18 protein-coding genes are annotated in these 20,550 nt (G+C 59.6%); 7 read left to right on the top strand and 11 right to left on the bottom strand.

Annotated elements, in window-relative coordinates:
• Positions 1-4: 4 nt before the first annotated feature.
• Positions 5-412 carry a flagellar basal body-associated protein FliL gene (locus E4P01_RS04970; RefSeq protein WP_216090459.1) on the bottom strand — a complete coding sequence of 136 codons (408 nt, stop codon included), beginning with the start codon at positions 410-412 and terminating at the stop codon, positions 5-7.
• A gap of 150 nt (positions 413-562) precedes the next feature.
• Here E4P01_RS04970 and E4P01_RS04965 point away from each other — a divergent pair, with 150 nt between their 5' ends.
• Together E4P01_RS04965 and glpT are read left to right on the top strand one after the other, a co-directional pair.
• Positions 563-1,540, top strand: coding sequence for an NADPH:quinone oxidoreductase family protein (locus E4P01_RS04965; RefSeq protein WP_216090460.1), 978 nt, complete (start codon positions 563-565; stop codon positions 1,538-1,540).
• Positions 1,541-1,832: 292 nt separating this feature from the next.
• Positions 1,833-3,170: a glycerol-3-phosphate transporter gene (gene glpT / locus E4P01_RS04960; protein WP_032878817.1), complete on the top strand. Its 1,338-nt coding sequence runs from the start codon at positions 1,833-1,835 to the stop codon at positions 3,168-3,170.
• On the opposite strand, the gene E4P01_RS04955 is transcribed toward glpT, so the two are convergent.
• Both E4P01_RS04955 and E4P01_RS04950 read right to left on the bottom strand, forming a co-directional pair.
• Complete coding sequence (locus tag E4P01_RS04955; RefSeq protein WP_015886454.1) at positions 3,167-3,820, bottom strand: gamma-glutamylcyclotransferase; 654 nt, start codon at positions 3,818-3,820, stop codon at positions 3,167-3,169. The two genes, glpT and E4P01_RS04955, sit on opposite strands and share 4 nt — an antisense overlap.
• Before the next feature lie 27 nt (positions 3,821-3,847).
• Positions 3,848-6,235, bottom strand: coding sequence for a TonB-dependent receptor (locus E4P01_RS04950; protein ID WP_216090461.1), 2,388 nt, complete (start codon positions 6,233-6,235; stop codon positions 3,848-3,850).
• A gap of 326 nt (positions 6,236-6,561) precedes the next feature.
• On the opposite strand from E4P01_RS04950, the gene E4P01_RS04945 reads away from it, so the two are divergent.
• Complete coding sequence (locus tag E4P01_RS04945) at positions 6,562-7,044, top strand: hypothetical protein (RefSeq protein ID WP_005792403.1); 483 nt, start codon at positions 6,562-6,564, stop codon at positions 7,042-7,044.
• Between the two features lie 121 nt (positions 7,045-7,165).
• On the opposite strand, the gene E4P01_RS04940 is transcribed toward E4P01_RS04945, so the two are convergent.
• From E4P01_RS04940 to E4P01_RS04915, 6 genes are all read right to left on the bottom strand, one after another.
• The gene (locus E4P01_RS04940; protein ID WP_078822604.1) at positions 7,166-8,134 is read right to left on the bottom strand and encodes a CDP-6-deoxy-delta-3,4-glucoseen reductase; all 969 of its coding nucleotides are present in this window, start codon (positions 8,132-8,134) and stop codon (positions 7,166-7,168) included.
• Positions 8,134-9,600 carry a 4-hydroxy-3-polyprenylbenzoate decarboxylase gene (gene ubiD, locus E4P01_RS04935; RefSeq protein ID WP_003195329.1) on the bottom strand — a complete coding sequence of 489 codons (1,467 nt, stop codon included), beginning with the start codon at positions 9,598-9,600 and terminating at the stop codon, positions 8,134-8,136. The genes E4P01_RS04940 and ubiD overlap by 1 nt, the downstream gene beginning before the upstream one ends.
• 59 nt (positions 9,601-9,659) lie before the next feature.
• Complete coding sequence (locus E4P01_RS04930) at positions 9,660-11,642, bottom strand: acyltransferase family protein (protein WP_032878812.1); 1,983 nt, start codon at positions 11,640-11,642, stop codon at positions 9,660-9,662.
• A gap of 156 nt (positions 11,643-11,798) precedes the next feature.
• A complete protein-coding gene (gene rho / locus E4P01_RS04925) occupies positions 11,799-13,058 on the bottom strand; it encodes a transcription termination factor Rho (protein WP_003176825.1) in 1,260 nt (419 codons plus the stop codon).
• Between the two features lie 234 nt (positions 13,059-13,292).
• Positions 13,293-13,622 (bottom strand): thioredoxin TrxA, encoded by a 330-nt coding sequence (gene trxA / locus E4P01_RS04920; protein ID WP_032881181.1) that lies wholly within the window; start codon positions 13,620-13,622, stop codon positions 13,293-13,295.
• Positions 13,623-13,742: 120 nt separating this feature from the next.
• On the bottom strand, positions 13,743-14,438 hold the full coding sequence (locus tag E4P01_RS04915) for an FCD domain-containing protein (protein WP_216090462.1): 696 nt from the start codon (positions 14,436-14,438) through the stop codon (positions 13,743-13,745).
• 255 nt (positions 14,439-14,693) lie between these two features.
• Here E4P01_RS04915 and E4P01_RS04910 point away from each other — a divergent pair, with 255 nt between their 5' ends.
• The 4 genes from E4P01_RS04910 to E4P01_RS04895 are packed head-to-tail and all read left to right on the top strand — an operon-like array spanning position 14,694 to position 17,533.
• Positions 14,694-15,479 carry a transporter substrate-binding domain-containing protein gene (locus E4P01_RS04910; protein WP_032878810.1) on the top strand — a complete coding sequence of 262 codons (786 nt, stop codon included), beginning with the start codon at positions 14,694-14,696 and terminating at the stop codon, positions 15,477-15,479.
• Positions 15,480-15,493: 14 nt separating this feature from the next.
• Entirely contained in the window at positions 15,494-16,162 is a 669-nt protein-coding gene (locus tag E4P01_RS04905; protein ID WP_005792409.1) for an amino acid ABC transporter permease, read from the top strand.
• Positions 16,159-16,809: an amino acid ABC transporter permease gene (locus E4P01_RS04900; RefSeq protein WP_032878807.1), complete on the top strand. Its 651-nt coding sequence runs from the start codon at positions 16,159-16,161 to the stop codon at positions 16,807-16,809. The genes E4P01_RS04905 and E4P01_RS04900 overlap by 4 nt, the downstream gene beginning before the upstream one ends.
• Entirely contained in the window at positions 16,796-17,533 is a 738-nt protein-coding gene (locus E4P01_RS04895) for an amino acid ABC transporter ATP-binding protein (RefSeq protein WP_032878805.1), read from the top strand. The genes E4P01_RS04900 and E4P01_RS04895 overlap by 14 nt, the downstream gene beginning before the upstream one ends.
• Here E4P01_RS04895 and E4P01_RS04890 read toward each other — a convergent pair.
• Both E4P01_RS04890 and E4P01_RS04885 read right to left on the bottom strand, forming a co-directional pair.
• Positions 17,505-18,083, bottom strand: a complete 579-nt coding sequence (locus E4P01_RS04890; RefSeq protein ID WP_216090463.1) for a hypothetical protein — start codon at positions 18,081-18,083, stop codon at positions 17,505-17,507. The two genes, E4P01_RS04895 and E4P01_RS04890, sit on opposite strands and share 29 nt — an antisense overlap.
• On the bottom strand, positions 18,049-20,550 hold the full coding sequence (locus tag E4P01_RS04885; protein ID WP_216090464.1) for a fimbria/pilus outer membrane usher protein: 2,502 nt from the start codon (positions 20,548-20,550) through the stop codon (positions 18,049-18,051). Before E4P01_RS04885 ends, E4P01_RS04890 begins: the two co-directional genes overlap by 35 nt.

Below are 20,550 nucleotides of genomic sequence, written 5' to 3'. Positions count from 1 at the left end.
GGCTTTACTGGATGATCAGATTGTTGAAGAGCAAATCTTCCACCATCGGCTTGCCGGTCTCGTCATTCATCACTTGCTGGGTTTGTTTCAGGGCTTCCTGACGCAGCTTTTCCTTGCCTTCGACCGTACTCATGGCCTCGCTGGTCTGCTGGGTAAACAGCCCCACCAGCTGGTTGCGGATCAACGGATCGTTGGCTTTGACCGCCGCAGCTGCTTCGGTGCCGGTCACGCGAAGGGCGATATCGGCCTTGTAAACCTTGAGCTTCGCCGTGCCATCCAGGCCATAGTTGCCTACGAATGGCGGCGTCAGGCTGATATAGCTGACTTTCGGCGCCTCGCCTTCCTTGGCTTCTTCGGCCTGGACGGCCATCGGCAACGTCAGGGCCAGCATCAACAGGATCCACGCTTTCACAGTTCATTCCTCGAATTCGTTTGCCCGGTAGCATAACGCTAGCAAGGCTGAGCACAAGCTTATGGGGGCTTATCAGGCGCGGGTATGCTCGTTGACCCACGGGCGCACCCTCCTACACTTATCGGCCACGATGCCAAAAGGAATAGTCCGATGAAAGCTGTGCTGTGCAAAGCCTTCGGCCCCGCCGAAACCCTGGTGCTGGAAGATATCGCCAGCCCTGCGATCAAGAAGAACGAAATCCTGCTGGACGTGCACGCGGCCGGGGTGAACTTCCCGGATACCCTGATCATCGAGGGCAAGTACCAGTTCAAGCCGCCCTTTCCATTCTCACCCGGTGGCGAAGCGGCAGGCGTGGTCAGCGAGGTGGGTGAGAAAGTCAGCCACTTGAAGGTCGGTGACCGCGTAATGGCGTTGACCGGTTGGGGCAGCTTTGCCGAGCAGGTCGCGGTGCCTGGCTATAACGTGCTGCCGATTCCGCCGAGCATGGACTTCAACATCGCCGCTGCCTTCAGCATGACCTACGGCACCTCGATGCACGCGCTTAAACAGCGCGCCAACCTGCAACCCGGTGAGACCCTGCTGGTGCTAGGCGCCTCCGGCGGTGTGGGCCTGGCCGCGGTGGAAATCGGCAAGGCCATGGGCGCACGCGTGATCGCCGCCGCCAGCAGCGCCGACAAACTCGCGGTGGCCAAGGCGGCCGGGGCTGATGAGTTGATCAACTACAGCGAAACCAGCCTCAAGGACGAGATCAAACGCCTCACCGACGGCAATGGCGCGGATGTGATCTACGACCCGGTGGGCGGCGACCTGTTTGACCAGGCCGTCCGCGCCATCGCCTGGAACGGCCGCCTGCTGGTAGTGGGGTTTGCCAGCGGGCGCATTCCCGAATTGCCGGTGAACCTGGCATTGCTCAAGGGCGCGGCGGTAGTTGGGGTGTTCTGGGGCTCGTTTGCCCAGCGCCAGCCGCAGGATAACGCGGCGAATTTTCAGCAGTTGTTCACGTGGTATGCCGAGGGCAAGTTGAAGCCGTTGGTGTCGCAGGTGTATCCGCTGGAGCAGGCTGCCCAGGCGATTAATGACCTGGGGCAGCGCAAGGCAGTGGGTAAGGTCGTCGTCCAGACACGCTGATTGATCTGAAATGCGGTCCTTGTGGGAGGTGGCTTGCCCCCGATAGGAGTCGGTCAGTGAGTACATGAGTGACTGAACCACCGCTATCGGGAGCAAGCCCCCTCCCACATTTTGATCCTCGGTGTTCAAGAGAACGGATTACGACCACAACTTATCTATTTACGACATGTTCGTAAAAGAACATGCAATTGCTCTCGTTTCCTGTGTTTGCAGATAAGAGGCGATGCTATTTTCGGTAACGAAACTGTAACATTCGCATCCGCAGTCAAAACAAGAAATTTGGAGCTCTTGAATGTTTGCTTTCTTTCGACCTGCCGCACACCAGGCGCCTCTGCCTGAAGAAAAAATAGACAGTACCTACCGACGGCTGCGCTGGCAGATCTTCGCTGGTATTTTCTTCGGTTACGCCGGCTACTATCTGCTGCGCAAAAACTTCTCCCTGGCCATGCCCTACTTGATCGACGAGGGTTACACCCGTGGTGAACTGGGCCTGGCGATGTCGGCGATTGCGATTGCCTACGGTTTATCCAAGTTCCTCATGGGGCTGGTGTCCGACCGCTCCAACCCACGTTACTTCCTGCCGTTCGGCCTGCTGGTTTCAGCGGGGGTGATGTTCATTTTCGGTTTCGCACCTTGGGCAACGTCCAGCGTGACCATGATGTTCATTTTGCTGTTCATCAACGGCTGGGCCCAGGGCATGGGGTGGCCGCCGAGTGGGCGGACAATGGTGCACTGGTGGTCGCAGAAAGAACGCGGCGGCGTGGTGTCCGTGTGGAACGTGGCGCATAACGTCGGCGGTGGCTTGATCGGCCCGCTGTTCCTGCTGGGCATGGCGTGGTTCAACGACTGGCATGCTGCCTTCTACGTGCCGGCCACCGTGGCCCTGGCGGTCGCGGCGTTTGCCTTCATCACCATGCGTGACACCCCGCAATCGGTGGGTTTGCCGCCTATCGAGAAGTACAAGAACGATTACCCGGAAGGCTACGACGCCAGCCACGAAGACGAATTCAGCGCCAAGGAAATCTTCGTCAAGTACGTGCTGCGCAACAAAATGCTCTGGTACATCGCCTTCGCCAACGTGTTTGTCTATCTGCTGCGCTACGGCGTTCTGGACTGGGCGCCGACCTATTTGAAAGAAGCCAAGCACTTCACGGTCGATAAGTCGTCCTGGGCGTATTTCTTCTATGAGTGGGCCGGTATCCCAGGCACGTTGTTGTGCGGCTGGATGTCGGACAAAATCTTCCGTGGCAATCGCGGCCTGACCGGCATCGTGTTCATGGCGCTGGTCACCGTGGCGACCCTGGTTTACTGGCTCAACCCGCCGGGCAACCCGATGATCGACATGATTGCGCTGTTCTCGATCGGCTTCCTGATCTACGGCCCGGTCATGCTGATCGGCCTGCAGGCGCTGGAGCTGGCACCGAAGAAAGCCGCCGGCACTGCCGCGGGTTTCACCGGCTTGTTCGGTTACCTGGGCGGTTCGGTAGCAGCCAGTGCGGCCATGGGCTACACGGTTGACCATTTCGGCTGGGACGGTGGTTTCGTGCTGCTGATTGGTGCCTGTGTACTGGCGATCGCGTTCCTGATCCCCACGCTGTGGCACACCAACAGCGTCAGCTCGGCGCGTTAATCGCCAGAGCAATCTTTGGCACAACGCTTGAGCCGCGCCTCCAGGTTTTTATCTGGCATGGCGTGGCTACGCAGGGCGTTCACGGTCTGCTCGACATAATCGCGAGTCGTGCCGTAACGCCCGCAAGCGCTTTGCAGCACATGATTAAGCACAATATCGGGCAAGTTGCCGGCATAGCTAGGCAGGTGCCGCTCCAACACAAACCCCAACGCCTGCACGGTGCTGCCATCTTCCAATCGGCAACTGAGCCAGTGCGGCCGGTACGAGGGGTAAGGCATCTCGCGCTGCCAAAGGGCGTATAGCGAGGCTTCCAACTGGTCCTCCGGCAAGCGGTAGGCAAACCCGCTGCAGGAACCTCCGCGATCCAGGCCGAACACCAACCCCGGCAACTCCGGCGTGCCCCGATGCTCGTGGGACCACAGGTACAAGCCGCGGTGATAACCATGAACCCGTGCGCGCACCCGTTCGGTCGACGAACATTCAGGGCGCCAGATCAGCGAACCATAGGCAAACAGCCACACTGGCCCACCCTTGTGCCGGGCCATAGTGGCCTGCATCGAGCTCATTAATTGTTCGTGAGTGAGTTGCGGCCCAAGATCGAGCCGCGGAGGGTAAGCCAACTGCAAAAGATCGGTTTCAATGGCGGTCATGGCGAAAAGCGGTGCGCCTCCTGTGTGTTACCAGTTGTAAGCGACTTTACCGTAATAGAACGCGCCGCTGTAACCGTACGGCGAAAAAGTGCTGTAGGCGAGATTGCCGCCGCTGCTGGCGAAGGCGTTAACCTTCTCCGGGTACTTATCGGTGACGTTGTCGCCGCCCAGGGTAAAGGTCCAGTTCTTGAGCTTGTAATCCGCCGACAGGTCCAGCACCCAGGCGGCTTTGAAGGTCTGGTCGTTGACCTTGTCCGCCTGATAACTGGTGAACTCACCATAGCGCACCAGGTTAGTGTGCAGCGCCCAATTACCGAAGGTGAAGTCGTTGCCCAGGCTCAGCTTGTGCTGGGGCGTGGTATCGCCCAGCAAACCGATACGCTCGCGACGGTCCACCCTCACCAGATTGGCCCCCAGACTATCGAGAATCGCGGGGTTGGCTTTCACGTCGGTGACTTTGGTGTGGTTGTAGTTGTAGCCCACGGTACTGTTCCAGCGAATGCCGTTATCGAACTGGTAGCGATAATTGGCCACCAGGTCGACCCCATCGGTGCTGGTGTCCGTGGCGTTGGTGAAGTACCGGGCGGTGGTGTAGTTGATATTGCCGACACCGTTGGCTTGCAGGTAGGCAACCGTCGCCGGGTTGAGATTGAGGTTGGAGGACAGGCTGATGCGGTCGCGGATGTCGATGCGGTACACATCGAGCGTGACGGTCAGGTCATCGGCCGGCTCCAGCACCAGGCCGAGGCTGTAGTTGCGCGACTTTTCCGCCTTGAGGTCTTCGGCACCGAGCAGCCGCGCCACCTGGCTGTTGGCCGGGAAGGTGCCGGCTTCCTGGATGGTGCTGCCGATCAACTGCGATGAGGTGTAGGCAAAATTCTGCTGGGCCAGGGACGGCGCACGGAAACCGTTGGAGATGCTGCCGCGCAAGGCCACCTGGGGGGTGAAGTCGTAGCGGGCCGACAGCGAGCCGCTGACGTTGGAGCCAAAGTCACTGTAATCCTCATGGCGCACGGCGGCCGAGGCGCTGAGTTTTTCGGTGAAGTTGGTTTCCAGGTCCAGGTACTGCGCCCAATTATGGCGTGTGCTGGTGCCGGCGTCGGCATCACGGAAGCCTCCCAGGCCGGAACTGCCGGTCTGGTAATAGGACGCTGGCTCGCCCGCCTCGATTTCATAGCCCTGATGCAGGTATTCACCGCCGAACGCTACGGAGACCGGATACGGCAGAAAGCCCACATCGAACTCACGGGACAGGTCCAGGCTGACTTGCTTTTGATCGTTGCTCAGGGTGCCGTTGTTGAACTTGCGCGGCGTTGCCAGGCCCAGGGAGGTGTTGATGGTTTCGGTGCCCAGTTCGTACTGATTCTTGCCGTAGTTGGCCGACAAGTCGTAATGCCAGTCGTAGGCCAGCAGGCCGCGCAGGCCCACCACCAGCGAGGTGTCTTCCAGGTTGCCTTTGATCAGTGGCAGGTAGCCGTTGGGGTTTAGCGCCTTGATGTTGTTGGATGCGTTGCTCGCACGGTAGAAGGCCGCCGTCTCACCGCGGCGCTTGCTGTAGCCACCGAAGGTGTAGAACTCGGCTGCATCACTGAAGGAATATTCCGAGTTGAACTGGAATTTGCCTTCATTGGTGGCCGGCTCACCTTGGCGGAACACACGCTGGCCGTAGGTGGTGGAGCCAATACTGCCGGGGCGGTAGTCGTTACCGGCGCGGTTGGTGTAATCGTTGTCGGCGCCTTCGGCAGACAGGTTGATAAAGCCATTGTCGCCCAATGCCAGGCCCGTATTACCACTGACATTACGCTGGATGCCATCACCCTTTTTGTACTCGCCAAACTTGCTGGACACCGAGCCGCCATGGTCGGCGTGCTTGAGGATCACGTTGATCACCCCGGCGATCGCATCGGAGCCGTAACGGGCAGAAGCGCCGTCGCGCAGCACCTCGATATGGTCCACCGCCGACAGCGGGATAGCATTCAAGTCTGCCGGGGCCGAACCGCGCCCAACCGCACCGCCCAGGTTGACGAAGGCACTGGTATGTCGACGCTTGCCGTTGACCAGTACCAACACCTGGTCCGGCGACAAACCGCGCAACTGCGCCGGACGCACCAGTTCGGCGCCGTCCACCAGGCTTGGCCGGGGGAAGTTGATCGACGGTATCAGCCGCGCCAATACGGCACCCAGCTCATCGGAGCCAGTACTGCGCAGGGTTTCACCGGAGATTACGTCGATTGGCGACAGCGATGCACTGGCGGTGCGCTCTTGGGCGCGGGTGCCGGTGACGATCACAGTGTCGAGTTTAGGTGCATCAACCGCAGAAGTTTCGTCTGCCAGAACTGGATTGAATCCCACAACGGTCAGCAAATTGGCCGACAAAATCGCCGTGTATAGCGCGTGTTTCCTGTAGCTCCCCATACCGCTCCCCTTTGAATCAAAAATAGAACTGCAATGCGCGAAGTTCGTACGATCGATCCGGCTGGCGGGCGGTGGCGGTCAGTATCTGGTTATGGTCGGTGAAGTCGGTAGTCCGTTGCGATATAGCTTAAAGATATTCATCATCCAGAATAAATACCTTAAAAGAATAAGCAAAAGCATAAGCACGCTCGCCCATTCGTCAGGATCCACGCGTCTAATCCCGGTAATTTCAGCCCCGGTTCAGCCTGGGCGCGTGCCAAGCCGTCAAACTGGCGCGCCTGTAACGACCCACTTAGCCGTTCATCAAATCGACTACCGAGGTCGCCATGAAAAAATTCCGATTGCCTGGCCTGTTATTGCTTGCCCAGGCCACCACTGCACTGGCTAGCGAAACGCCAACGGCGACTGACGACAAAGGCTTCTGGTACGCCCAGACAAGCGTCTACACCCGGCACTTTGCACCCGACCCGCAACACAACAACAAACAGGACCTGATCGGCCTGGAGCGCAATGAGGCGTCGGGCCTGGTGTATGGCGGGGTGACCTTTCGCAACTCGTTCCGCCAACGCTCGTACTACGCCTATGCGGGCAAGCGCTATGACATGGCCGACTACCCGGTGTATGCGAAGTTGACCGGTGGGTTGATCCAGGGCTATCGCGGCGAGTATCGCGACAAGATCCCGTTGAATCGTTTTGGCGTAGCGCCAGTGATCATTCCGTCCGTGGGAACCCATTACGGGCCGGTCGCGGCGGAGCTGGTGTTGCTGGGGTTCAATGCAGCGATGGTGACGACTGGCTTACGCTTCTGACACGACACTGTCCCGTGTGGGAGCTGGCTTGCCTGCGATAGCGGTGCGCCAGTCGGCAAATGAGACACTGACCCACCGCTATCGCAGGCAAGCCAGCTCTCACATTATTCAGCGCAACACTTCAGGGCCGTGGGGCGTAGGCAAACACGTCAGCGCGCATCCGGTGCGCATCCATACCGGCATCGACCAATGCATCCAGGGTGCCGTAGATCATTGCTGGCGAACCACTGGCGTAGACATGCACGCTATTGAGATCGGCAATGTCCTCGCACACCACCTCGTGCAGCAAACCGCAGCGCCCTTCCCAGCCACAGAGGTCGCTGACCACTTTGTGCAGGAACAGATTGGGCAGTTGCAGCCACTGATCCCAGTGCTCGATCTGGTAGAAATCTTCCGGGCGCCGTACGCCCCAGTACAGGTGCACCGGGTGCTTGAAGCCCGAAGCGCGGCAGTGCTCGATCAGACTGTGCATCTGCGCCATACCGGTACCGGCGGCCATCAGCACCAGCGGTCCGTCCGGCAACTCGGCCAGGTGGGTGTCACCGAACGGCAGTTCCACACGGGCCATCTGGTTGCGCTGCAATTGTTTGATAAGGTTGCGCGCACTGTCCTCGCGCACCAGCACATGCAGCTCCAACTCACGCCCGGCATGGGGTGCAGAAGCCAGGGAAAACGCCGACTTCTCGCCGTTCTCACGTTCGAGCATCAAGTATTGCCCGGCGTGGTAACGCACCGCCTTACCGGCCGGGGCGCGCAGGCGCACACGCCAGACATCGCCGCCGACTTCCACGCACTCGATCAATTGGCATGACAATTTGCGCAACGGCAACTCTCCTGGCGCGAGTACGCCATCCCACAACACAATGCAGTCTTCCAGCGGCTCGGCGATGCAGGTATAGAACTCGCCATGGTCGCGCACTTCACCGGCTTGGCTTACCCGGCCCTCCACCAGCAACGCCGCACACACATGGCACACGCCATTGCGGCAGGCCTGGGGGCATTCGTACCCCAGGCGGCGTGCACCTTCGAGGATTCGTTCGCCAGGGACCAGCTCCAGTACAGCGCCGGAAGGTTGCAGGGTTACACGCATCAATCTATTCCCAATTCTTTCCAGATCGCATCGACACGCGCGGTGACGGCTTCATCCTTGACGATCACCCGGCCCCACTCGCGAGTGGTTTCACCCGGCCATTTGTGGGTGGCATCCAGGCCCATTTTCGAACCCAGGCCCGATACCGGCGAGGCAAAGTCGAGGTAGTCGATCGGCGTGTTATCGATCATCACGGTATCGCGCTTGGGGTCCATGCGCGTGGTGATGGCCCAGATCACATCGTTCCAGTCCCGCGCATTGATGTCGTCGTCGGTCACGATAACGAACTTGGTGTACATGAACTGTCGCAAAAACGACCACACACCCAACATGACGCGCTTGGCATGGCCCGGATACGACTTCTTCATGGTCACGATGGCCATGCGGTACGAACAGCCCTCGGGCGGCAGGTAGAAGTCGGTGATTTCCGGAAATTGCTTCTGCAGGATCGGTACGAACACTTCGTTGAGCGCCACTCCGAGAATCGCCGGCTCATCGGGTGGACGCCCCGTGTAGGTACTGTGGTAGATCGGTTTGACCCGATGGGTAATGCGCTCGACGGTGAACACCGGGAAGCTGTCGACTTCGTTGTAATAGCCGGTGTGGTCGCCGTAAGGGCCTTCATCGGCCATCTCACCCGGGTGAATCACGCCCTCAAGGATAATTTCGGCGGTAGCGGGCACCTGCAAGTCGTTACCGCGGCACTTGACCAATTCGGTGCGATTGCCGCGCAGCAGGCCGGCGAAGGCGTATTCGGACAAGCTATCGGGCACAGGTGTCACGGCGCCGAGAATGGTCGCCGGGTCGGCCCCCAGGGCCACGGACACCGGGAACGGCTTGCCCGGGTGTTTTTCACACCACTCTCTGAAGTCGAGTGCGCCGCCACGGTGGCTCAGCCAACGCATGATCACCTTGTTGCGGCCAATGACTTGCTGACGGTAGATGCCGAGGTTCTGGCGATCCTTGTTCGGGCCTTTGGTGACAGTCAGGCCCCACGTGATCAGCGGGCCGACATCGCCCGGCCAGCACGTCTGGACCGGGAGCATGGCCAAATCGACATCATCGCCTTCGATGACCACTTCCTGGCACACCGCGTCCTTGACCACCTTGGGCGCCATGGCAATGATCTTGCGGAAGATCGGCAGCTTCGACCAGGCGTCCTTCAAGCCCTTGGGCGGCTCGGGCTCCTTGAGAAACGCCAGCAACTTGCCGATCTCGCGCAGCTCGCTGACCGACTCGGCACCCATGCCGAAGGCTACGCGCTCGGGCGTACCGAACAGGTTGCCCAGCACCGGGATATCAAAGCCGGTCGGGTTTTCGAACAGCAGCGCCGGGCCCTTGTTGCGTAAGGTGCGGTCGCAAATCTCAGTCATTTCCAGTACCGGAGAAATCGGCATCTGGATACGTTTCAACTCTCCGCGCTGCTCAAGTTGCTGCACGAAATCCCGAAGATCCTTGAATTTCATTAACCATGCCACCCGTAAAATAGGCGTACATCCTACCTGCTCTGAGGGCGGCTGGCAGCTTAATTGGCCGTCAAGCTGCGTGATTGCAACGAACTGAACAATGGCTCAAGGAAGGCTTCAATGTGTCGCGCCCCCACGTCTGACAGATGGTTATCGTCGGTATACAGCGCGCGACCATTGAGTTCGACCCGGCACAAACCATCGGCGCCGCACAGCAGGGGCGCAGGGTCCAGCACCGCGACACCACTGTCGGCAGCCGCCAGTTCGTCAAACAATTGCGTGATGAACGCCTGGCGCTTCACATGCTCGGCCACGGCCAGCCCTTCACCACTCACGGGCCGGTTCATCATCGCCAACCGGCTGAGACGGTAAGGCACGATGATTTCCTGCAGCGGCACTTCCTTGACCAGCCAGACCTTATGGCCGGCAGCACGCAAACCCTGGATGCGTTCACGCAAGCCTTGGGCGAAGCGTTGCTCGGCGACGGCACGCACATACTGGCCAGTGCCGGGGTCTTTGAGCGCATGCTCCTTGTCACCCGACATTTGCCCATACACATACAGGCTCCAGCGGGCGGCCAACACCACATCGCTGAATGTCTGCTCAGCCATGGCCTTCTCGACGCGACGGTTGAAATGCGCGCAGCGGGCAATATTCTCCAGGCCATCGAGGGGAATACAGCCGGCAAAACTGGCTTCGACCAGGCTGATATCGTGACGATCAGCGCCCTCTTTGAGTGCCGGTATCAGCGCGGTAGCGTGACTGTCACCCCATACCAACGCTGAAACCGATTGGTCTTTGGGGCCGAAATGGCAGAACAAGCGTTCATCGGGCGTATCTTTGTCGGCCATGCACGCCAGCAGGTCCGGGCTCCACTTCTTGGCTTGGGCAAAGCGCAACGCCTGCTCGGACAAGCGCGAAGGCACGCCGTCAGCTTCGCGTATCGCAAGGCCAGTGAAGCCCAGCCCCAGAATGCCGACCATGGCTGACGCCAGAATCGCCTTACGCGAAGCCAGCAAACGTTTTTCCCGGAACGGCGTTTCCACGAAGCGCCAGGACAGATAGCCCAGCACCAGCGAAAGCAGCATCAGCCCCGCCAGTTCCAGCGCGCTCAAGCCATCCACCGCGGCGTAGTTGGCGTACACGAATACCGGCCAGTGCCAGAGGTACCAGGAATAAGAGATCAGCCCGATACCCACCATGATCCGCGTGCCCAACAGGCGAGCGACCCAAGTCTGTTGCTGGCCGTTGGCCCAGATCAACCCGACCACACCCAGCACAGGCAACAACGCAGTCGCGCCTGGGAACGGCGTTTTCGCGTCGTAACCCAATACAGCGATGAGGATCAATGCCAGGGAAGCCAGGCTGATTCCTTGCGCCAAGGCCGGCGAGGCGCGCCATTCACGCTTGGGCTGCACCGCCAGCATCGCACCGGCCAGTAGCTCCCAGGCCCGCAGATGCAACAGGAAGAAAGCTTTCTGTGGCTCATGCTGAACCGCCCAGACGCTCATGCCAAACGACGCCAGCAGCACCGCGAACAATGCCAGGCGCCAGTGCTTCAAACGGCTGGAAAGCAAGGTCAGCAGCAATGGGAAGAAAATATAGAACTGCTCTTCTACCGCCAATGACCAGGTATGCAGCAAGGGCTTGATGTCCGATGAGGCATCGAAATAGCCGTGCTGGCGCGAGAACAACAGGTTCGAGGTAAAGGTCACCTGATAATGCGCAGACCGCCCCAACTCTTCATAGTCCTTGGGCGCCAACAGAAACCAACCCACTGCCAGTGTCGCGGCGATCATCACAAACAGCGCGGGCAAGATACGTCGGGCACGGCGAGCCCAGAAGTCGATGAAACTGAAGCGTCCAGCTTGACGCTCTCGCCAGATAATTGACGTGATTAGAAAGCCCGAGATGACGAAGAAGACGTCAACGCCAACAAAACCGCCAGTAATGCCAGGGACACCAAAGTGGAACAACACGACTGCAAGGACAGCGATGGCACGCAGGCCATCGATGTCTCTGCGGTAAGCAAGGGTGGTCATAAGAATGTGGTCAGTCTGCGACGAAAGGGATGAGCGAAGTCACGCGTCAATTTTTGTTACTTAACGGATACTTATGCCACAAAAATCGCAGAATCTCGACGCAAAAAAAATGGCGCCCCATTAAGGGCGCCATTTTTTTGGACCTGAAACGCTGTATTACTTGCGTTTCATCGACAGGAAGAACTCGTCGTTGGTCTTGGTGGTTTTCAGCTTGTCGATCAGAAACTCGATGGCAGCCACTTCGTCCATCGGATGCAGCAGCTTGCGCAGGATCCACATACGCTGCAGCTCGTCGTCAGCGGTCAGCAACTCTTCGCGGCGAGTGCCGGAGCGGTTGATGTTGATCGCCGGGAACACACGCTTTTCAGCAATGCGACGGTCCAGGGGCAGCTCCATGTTGCCGGTACCCTTGAACTCTTCGTAGATCACTTCGTCCATCTTCGAGCCGGTTTCAACCAGCGCGGTGGCGATAATGGTCAGCGAGCCGCCTTCTTCGATGTTGCGCGCGGCGCCGAAGAAACGTTTCGGTTTCTCCAGGGCGTGGGCATCGACACCACCGGTCAATACCTTGCCGGAGCTCGGGATCACAGTGTTGTAGGCACGGGCCAGACGGGTGATGGAGTCGAGCAGGATCACCACGTCCTTCTTGTGTTCGACCAGGCGCTTGGCCTTTTCGATCACCATTTCGGCTACCTGCACGTGGCGGGTTGGCGGCTCATCGAACGTCGAGGCAACCACTTCGCCGCGCACGGTGCGCTGCATCTCGGTCACTTCTTCCGGACGCTCATCGATCAACAGTACGATCAGGTGAACTTCAGGATTGTTACGGGCGATGTTCGCTGCAATGTTCTGCAGCATGATCGTTTTACCGGCTTTCGGCGGTGCGACGATCAGGCCACGCTGGCCTTTGCCGATCGGGGCGCACAGGTCGATCACACGACCGGTCAAGTCTTCGGTGGAACCGTTACCGGCTTCCATCTTCATGCGCACGGTCGGGAACAGCGGGGTCAGGTTCTCGAAGAGAATCTTGTTTTTCGCGTTCTCGGGGCGATCGAAGTTGATCGTGTCGACCTTGAGCAGGGCGAAATACCGCTCGCCCTCCTTCGGAGGACGGATCTTGCCAACGATGGTGTCACCGGTGCGCAAGTTGAAGCGACGGATCTGGCTCGGCGAGACATAGATATCGTCTGGGCCGGCGAGATAGGAAGCGTCTGCGGAGCGGAGGAAGCCGAAGCCGTCCTGGAGAATCTCCAGCACGCCATCACCGGAGATTTCCTCGCCGCTTTTCGCGTGCTTCTTGAGCAGGGAGAAAATCACGTCCTGCTTGCGCGAACGGGCCATATTTTCTATGCCCATTTCTTCGGCCAGTTGGAGCAGGTCGGTAATCGGCTTTTGCTTGAGTTCAGTCAGATTCATATAGGAATGACGTAATCATTTATGGAGGGGGGAAATTAAGCTTTTGGCTTAATGAGGCCGCGCCGCAGAGAAGGCGACAGGATCGCGTACTAATCGAAAAGGAATGCGTCGGCGACGGCTTGCAGGGGGCAGTGGAGAAACCAGTGCGGGGCCGAATGTACCACCTGAGTTTCGGAGCGTCTAGCCCTGCTTTACGAAAAAGCCCCGAGATTTTCGGGGCTTTTTTGACGACGCTTAGATGTTCGCGTCGAGGAATGCAGCCAGTTGCGACTTGGACAGCGCGCCAACCTTGGTGGCCTCGACGTTGCCGTTCTTGAACAGCATCAGGGTCGGAATACCACGCACGCCGTGCTTGGCCGGGGTTTCCTGGTTTTCGTCGATGTTCAGTTTGGCAATGGTCAGTTTGCCTTCGTAGGTGGTTGCAATGTCGTCCAGAACCGGAGCGATCATTTTGCAAGGGCCGCACCATTCAGCCCAGTAGTCAACCAGCACCGGGCCAGCAGCCTTGAGTACTTCGGCCTCAAAGGTCGCGTCGGTGACGTGCTTGATAAGATCGTTGCTCATGGATGTCTCCGGATTGTAAGCAAAAAAAACGTTGCCCATCATAGCTGCCCTTCCCTCGTTCAGGAAGCCGCCTCTGATTGAGTCTTGCTATGGCGTTGCATGAGTGGGGATATAGCCAACTCATGGCGTCACGGCAGTCACAAACACGATGCCTATTCGCAACGCCGCATTGCGAACGTGTTCCTGCATGGTTTTCTGCGCTGCCGCACTGCTGCGCCGGGCCAAGGCGCGCAGGATTTTGCGATGCTCCTGCCAGGTCTCCATGGCTCGCTCCGGCCGGATGAACGGTAGTTTCTGGCTCTCCAGAAACACCTCGGCGCTGGCACTGAGAATACTCACCATGGCCTGGTTGCCGCTGGCCAACAGGATGCGCTGGTGAAATTCAAAGTCCAGCCGGGCGGCGGCTTCGAAGTCACCCCCTTTGAGGACCTTGCGCATCGCCTCGACATTGTCTTCCAGGCTGTCGAGCTCGTTCGTGGTCAATGTGACTGCCGCCAAACCCGCAGCGAACCCTTCAAGCGCGTAACGCAGCTGGAAGATGTCCAGCGGTGTGGCCTGCGCCGCAAACGGCCAGGCGAGCTCGGATGGCGGGTCCGGCGCCAGCACGAACACGCCCTTGCCCGGCTGTACACTGACCACACCCAATGCGCTCAAGGACGATAAGGCCTCGCGCAACGACGCCCGGCTCACGCCCAACCGCATCGCCAAATCGCGTTGCGAAGGCAATGCCTCGCCCGGCCCAAAGCCTTGCTCCTTGATCAGTTTGCGGATGGCTTGCAAGGCCGCTTCCGGTACGGCTTGGGCAATGGAATTCATAAAAAACTCAAGGTTCCCGTCAGCTGAAGAGCTAGTTGTAAAGCTATTGAAGTCTGTCGGCAAGCCACGCCCCAAAGGGGCCCGTGCGTTTTTTACGGCGCTCGAAAAGGGTGCGAAAAATCTCGCAACTGTTCAGACCAGTAAGACCATGACACTTCAACGAATCCGTGCCTTACAGACCATTCCGAGAGAGCTGGCATGGGCTGTGCACTGAGCAAACTCAGAAAATTCCTTCGCCTTTTTCGGAGAGTTGCCATGACCAAGCGCTACAGCGCCCTGCTCACTGCCCTGTTTGCCAGCCTGATGCTGAGCCAGGCACCTGCCCAGGCTAATGGTCTGGACGATATCGTCGCCCGTGGCACCCTCAAGGTCGCCGTGCCCCAGGACTTCCCGCCGTTTGGTTCGGTCGGCCCCAACATGCAGCCACGTGGCCTGGACATCGACACCGCCAAGCTGCTGGCCGACCAGCTCAAGGTCAAGCTGGAACTGACCCCGGTCAACAGCACCAACCGCATTCCGTTCCTTACCACCGGCAAGGTGGACCTGGTGATCTCCAGCCTGGGCAAAAACCCCGAGCGCGAAAAGGTCATTGATTTCTCCAAGGCTTACGCGCCTTTCTACCTCGCGGTGTTCGGTCCACCCGAGGCGGCAATCAGCACCACCGACGACCTCAAGGGCAAGACTATCAGCGTGACCCGCGGCGCCATCGAGGATATCGAGCTGACCGCCGTGGCGCCCAAGGAAGCCACGATCAAGCGCTTTGAGGACAACAACTCAACCATCGCCGCTTACCTGGCCGGCCAGGTCGACCTGATCGCCAGCGGCAACGTGGTCATGGTCGCAATCAGCGAACGCAACCCCAAACGCGTCCCCGCGCTGAAGGTGAAGCTCAAGGATTCGCCGGTGTACGTAGGCGTGAACAAGAACGAGCCGGCGCTGCTGGAGAAGGTCAACCAGATCCTGGTTGCGGCCAAGGCGGACGGCAGCCTGGAAAAAAACGCACTGCAGTGGCTCAAAGAACCGCTGCCTGCTGACCTCTGAGGCGGAGTTGAACGATGGCCTATCAATTCGACTTTGTGCCGGTGCTGGCCAATACCGACCTGCTGCTGCGCGGCGCGTTGTTTACCCTTGAACTGACGGCCATCGGCGCCCTCCTTGGGGTTGCACTGGGCACCGTCGGTGCCGTGGTGCGGGCGTGGAAGATCCAGCCGTTTGCATGGATCTTTGGTGTGTATGTCGAATTGATCCGCAACACGCCGTTTCTGGTGCAGTTGTTCTTTATTTTCTTCGGCCTGCCGTCCCTGGGGTTGAAAATCACCGAGTGGCAAGCCGCTGTGCTGGCAATGGTGATCAACCTGGGGGCGTACTCCACCGAGATCATCCGCGCCGGGATCCAGGCCATCCCGCGCGGGCAATTGGAAGCCGCCGCCGCGCTGGCGATGACGCGCTTCGAAGCGTTCCGTCACGTGGTACTGCTACCGGCGCTGGGCAAGGTGTGGCCGGCCCTGAGCAGCCAGATCATCATTGTGATGCTCGGTTCGGCGGTGTGTTCGCAGATCGCCACCGAAGAATTGAGCTTTGCCGCCAACTTTATCCAGTCGCGTAATTTCCGCGCCTTTGAAACCTATGCCCTGACCACCCTGGTGTACCTGTGCATGGCGCTGATGATTCGCCAACTGCTCAACTGGATCGGCCGGCGGTTTGTGATGAGGAACAGTCGATGAGTGAGTTCACCCTCTGGGACATCGTGCGCAACCTGCTCACTGGCCTGCAGTGGACCCTGCTGCTGTCACTGGTAGCATTTGTGGGCGGTGGCCTGATCGGCCTGCTGGTGATGACGATGCGCATCAGCCGCAAAGCTTTCCCACGCAATATTGCCCGCACCTATATCGAACTGTTCCAGGGCACGCCCTTGCTGATGCAGTTGTTCCTGGTGTTTTTCGGCGTTGCCCTGCTTGGCGTGGACATATCGCCCTGGCTGGCAGCTGCAATCGCATTGACCCTGTTCACCAGCGCTTACCTGGCCGAAATCTGGCGCGGTTGCGTGGACTCCATCGCCCATGGCCAATGGGAAGCCTCGGCCAGTCTGGCCCTGAACCCTTTTGAGCAACTGCGTTTTGTGATCCTGCCCCAAGCGCTGCGCATTGCCGTCGCGCCAACGGTGGGTTTCTCGGTGCAGGTGGTCAAAGGCACCGCCGTGACCTCGATCATCGGCTTCACCGAACTGACCAAGACCGGCGGCATGCTCGCCAACGCCACCTTCGAGCCGTTTATGGTCTACGGCTTGGTGGCCCTCGGTTATTTCCTGCTCTGCTACCCCTTGTCCCTCAGTGCGCGCTACCTGGAAAGGAGACTGCATGCCTCTGCTTAGAATTTCCGCCCTGCATAAGTATTACGGCGATCATCACGTCCTCAAGGGCATCGACCTGACGGTGGAAGAAGGCCAGGTTGTGGCGATCATCGGCCGCAGCGGCTCGGGCAAGTCCACCTTGCTGCGTACCCTCAATGGCCTGGAGTCGATCAATGACGGTGTGATCGAAGTCGATGGCGAATACCTTGATGCCGCCCGCGCCGACCTGCGCAGCCTGAGGCAGAAAGTCGGCATGGTGTTCCAGCAGTTCAACCTGTTCCCGCACCTGAGCGTCGGCGAAAACGTGATGCTGGCACCGCAAGTGGTGCAAAAAGTGCCCAAGGCCAAAGCGGTACAGTTGGCCAGGCAAATGCTCGAACGCGTTGGGCTGGGCGAGAAGTTCGACGCCTTCCCCGATCGGCTGTCCGGTGGTCAGCAGCAACGGGTCGCCATTGCCCGCGCGCTGGCCATGTCACCCAAGGTGCTGTTGTGCGATGAGATTACCTCGGCCCTGGACCCGGAGTTGGTCAATGAGGTGCTCAGCGTGGTGCGTCAACTGGCCCAGGACGGCATGACGCTGATCATGGTCACCCATGAAATGCGCTTTGCCCGGGAAGTTGGCGACAAAGTGGTGTTCATGCACCAAGGCAAAGTGCATGAAACCGGCGACCCGAAGGTGTTGTTTGCCAACCCTGGTACCGTAGAGCTCGCCAACTTCATTGGCTCGGTTGAACAGCCGGGCTGACCAGTTCAAAAATGCCCCGTGCCTCCAGGTGCGTCTCCCTGCGCACCGACAAGGCATCGAAGGGCAATTGGGTATCGATATCGACCTGGGCGGTGAGTCGCCGCCCTACCACCGGCATCCCTGCTGCTCGAGCCACCAAAACCTGGCCGGGCAACAACTGGCCTCCGTCCGCCTCACCTGGCACGTGGGCGGCCGACCACCCGACGGTACGCCCATCTACCTGGGCATGCTTGATACTCAGCCGCAAATGCCCCTCGCGACCGAACCGAAATCCCTGCCCATCGGCTGCCGCGCCAACAAAACGCAACGCCATGGCCGCAGGCTCGGCGCAGAGTACATTGACACTCAACGAGCGGGTTGCCAGTACCACGGTAGTGGTTTCAACCAGGCCATCCCTGCGTATCTGGCCATAGTCGATACGCGGCTGGCCCAGCGACAGGTGGCAGTTTTCAGCCATCGCATCAAGCGGCGCCAGCAGTGTGCAAAACAGCGCCAAGGGCGGGCTCAGGGCCTTTTTAATCACCTCGGCATACCGCCGATGCGGCTTCATAAAATTTGTCATTGTCAGGCTTGGCCTCAGGGTCAATGTGCAGTAGGCAAGTGGAAGAGTCCGGCAATGAAACCCGCAAGCTTTGCGACTCCGTAACGTCGTTGAGGAAAATCATGCCCTCGCCTACTACGCTGGTGAGAAAGCGGTTGCCCTTGCCCAATACCGAGGCGCCCTGAGGTAACGGTCGGCCGTGCTGATCGCTCGCAGTCACCAGCATTCGGCGTACTTTCACTACGTCAAAATCCACGGTATTGAACGAACCTCGGCCCGCCGTAAGCACTTGGGTGCCGTTTTTCAGGTCCACTCGTTTGGGCAAGGATTGAGTCTGCACTTCGACTCGGCTGTTGGTGTAGGCCGGCAAGCCCGCGATCACCGCTTGGCCTTTGAAGTCGGTCCAGACAGGGCCTTGCGGCGTCTGGATTTTTGCGGAGCCGATATCGCCGACCGAGACGATGCCGAACGTGTCTTGCACGCTATAAGGCGACAAGGTCACCCCGCCTTCATGCGCCACTGCACCGCCCCGCAACTGCCCGGTATAGCTGGTGCCCAGGGAATCGCGGCTGACGCCCAGGCCCACTTGGGTATAGTGCGGCAACAGGTCCACCCGCCCGCGCACTGACTGCTCCCGGGCCCGCATGTCACGCTCGATGCCGACTTCGTAATTCACATACTCGTTGACCCTTTCGCTGAGCGCGGTACCCGCAGTGAAGTGGTCCCCACGGCGGCTCGTGAAGCTGCTCACACGCCGATCCCCGCCCAGCGGCACGCTGACCTGCAACCGCAAGGACAAGTCGTGATCCAAGGCACTGTCACGCCGGCTGCCATCCAGTGGGGCGTCTCGGCGGGCCCGCGTACCGCCCACTTGCGAGTCCGCGATAAATGCGACATCGACGCGACCGAACGACTTATTCCAGGAGGCGAATACGTGCTCGCTCGTCTGCCCGCCAAATTGAGCACTGCGAGTGTAGTTCAGCGAAAATATGCCCAGTGTGGGGTCGGCCCAGCTCATGCCCGCGGTGTATTGGTTCTTGAAGTGCGAGTTCAGCTCATCGCCCCTGAGCGACCGACCTGCCTCAGTGACCTCGCGATAACCGCGCGTCTGGGTGGTTGCACTTAAGTTGACATCTAGATCGGCAACCAGTGGGCTACTCACGGAGACGCTGCTGCGTGACCCGGACACCGCGTTGTGGCTGTCTCGGGACAGGTTATGTCGTGCGCTCACAGAGACCCGCTGGAAAAATACACTGCTCAGAGTGCCACCTGCGGCCCAATAGTCATCGGTACTCAACAAGCCAAAACCCGCAGACGCATCGCGCCCCAGCCCCCAGGTGCCACTGCCCATGGCGACCACCGGTGATGGCCCCTCTTCACCTGCAGTTTTGCGCAGCTGGCCAATCGAAAAGTAATAGCCCGGCGCCGATGGGGCAGCACCCGCGAACGAAGCCGCCGGCACGACAAAACTGCGCCTGGCGCCACGCACGTCAATCACACTGACATCAAGGTCACTGGTGCCATTGAGCAGCGGTACCCCCGTCAACCGAAACGGCCCTTCGGGCACCAATGTACTGTGGATCAACACCCCGGACTGGCGCACTTCAACTCGCGACTGGCTTTGGGCCAAGCCTTCGACCACCGCATTATTGCCGCCCGCCGGGGCCCTGGACTGCCCATCAGGGGAGAACTGCAAGCCGGACAGCTGGATCCCGCCAAACAGCGGGTTATTACTGGAGAGCTGGCCCACCTGGAAGGTCGACTGCAACGCGGCGATATCCCGTTGGGCATAGGCATGCAGGTGCTCGGTACGGGTATGGCCGTCGTCGGACACATAGAACTGGCGACTGCGAACAATCCAGTCATCCAGGTTGAAGCCCGCTTCGGTATAGGCCGACACGAACCGGGTCGGGCCGCTACGCGAGTGGCTGTCATAACCCAGTACGTCATAGTTGAACAACGCGGCCGCGCCGCCCCGGGAAGAACGCCCGCTCTCCCATTCGGGTTCACGCAAAGCCTGGGTCGGCACCACCAGCGCCACTTCGTCAGTACCGGGGCGCAAGCGCACCATGGTCGCCGGGAACGCACCGAGGAAGTCATGACACGCCTGGTCGGGTGTGGCGCCTTCTCGAATGATCTCCCGAGGCTTTACCAACCCCGCCTTCTCCAGCAACCCGGGAGTGAAACACAGCCCTCCCTGCGAATCGAACCGAGCATCAACCAGCCCAAGGGGGTTGCCATTGACGCGCAATCCCACCATTTGAATACCTTCACGAAAGCGCGCCGCACTGCGAAAGTAATCGGAGACCTGGGGGTCTATGCCGTGGGTCGTCAGCGCAGCCAGGTCAAATCCCTCACCAAGCTCCAGCGCAGCCGTCATGCCAGGCAAACCCCATAGCGCCGTGAGCCCAATGAACAATCTGGATTTGCAGGGCCGGAACGGGCCAGCAATACCGCGCGCCGAAGAAACGATCAT

Origin of the sequence: Pseudomonas sp. NCIMB 10586 (genome assembly GCF_023127895.1) — a bacterium.
GTDB lineage: Bacteria > Pseudomonadota > Gammaproteobacteria > Pseudomonadales > Pseudomonadaceae > Aquipseudomonas > Aquipseudomonas synxantha_A.
This window is presented reverse-complemented; position numbering and strand designations above follow the sequence as displayed.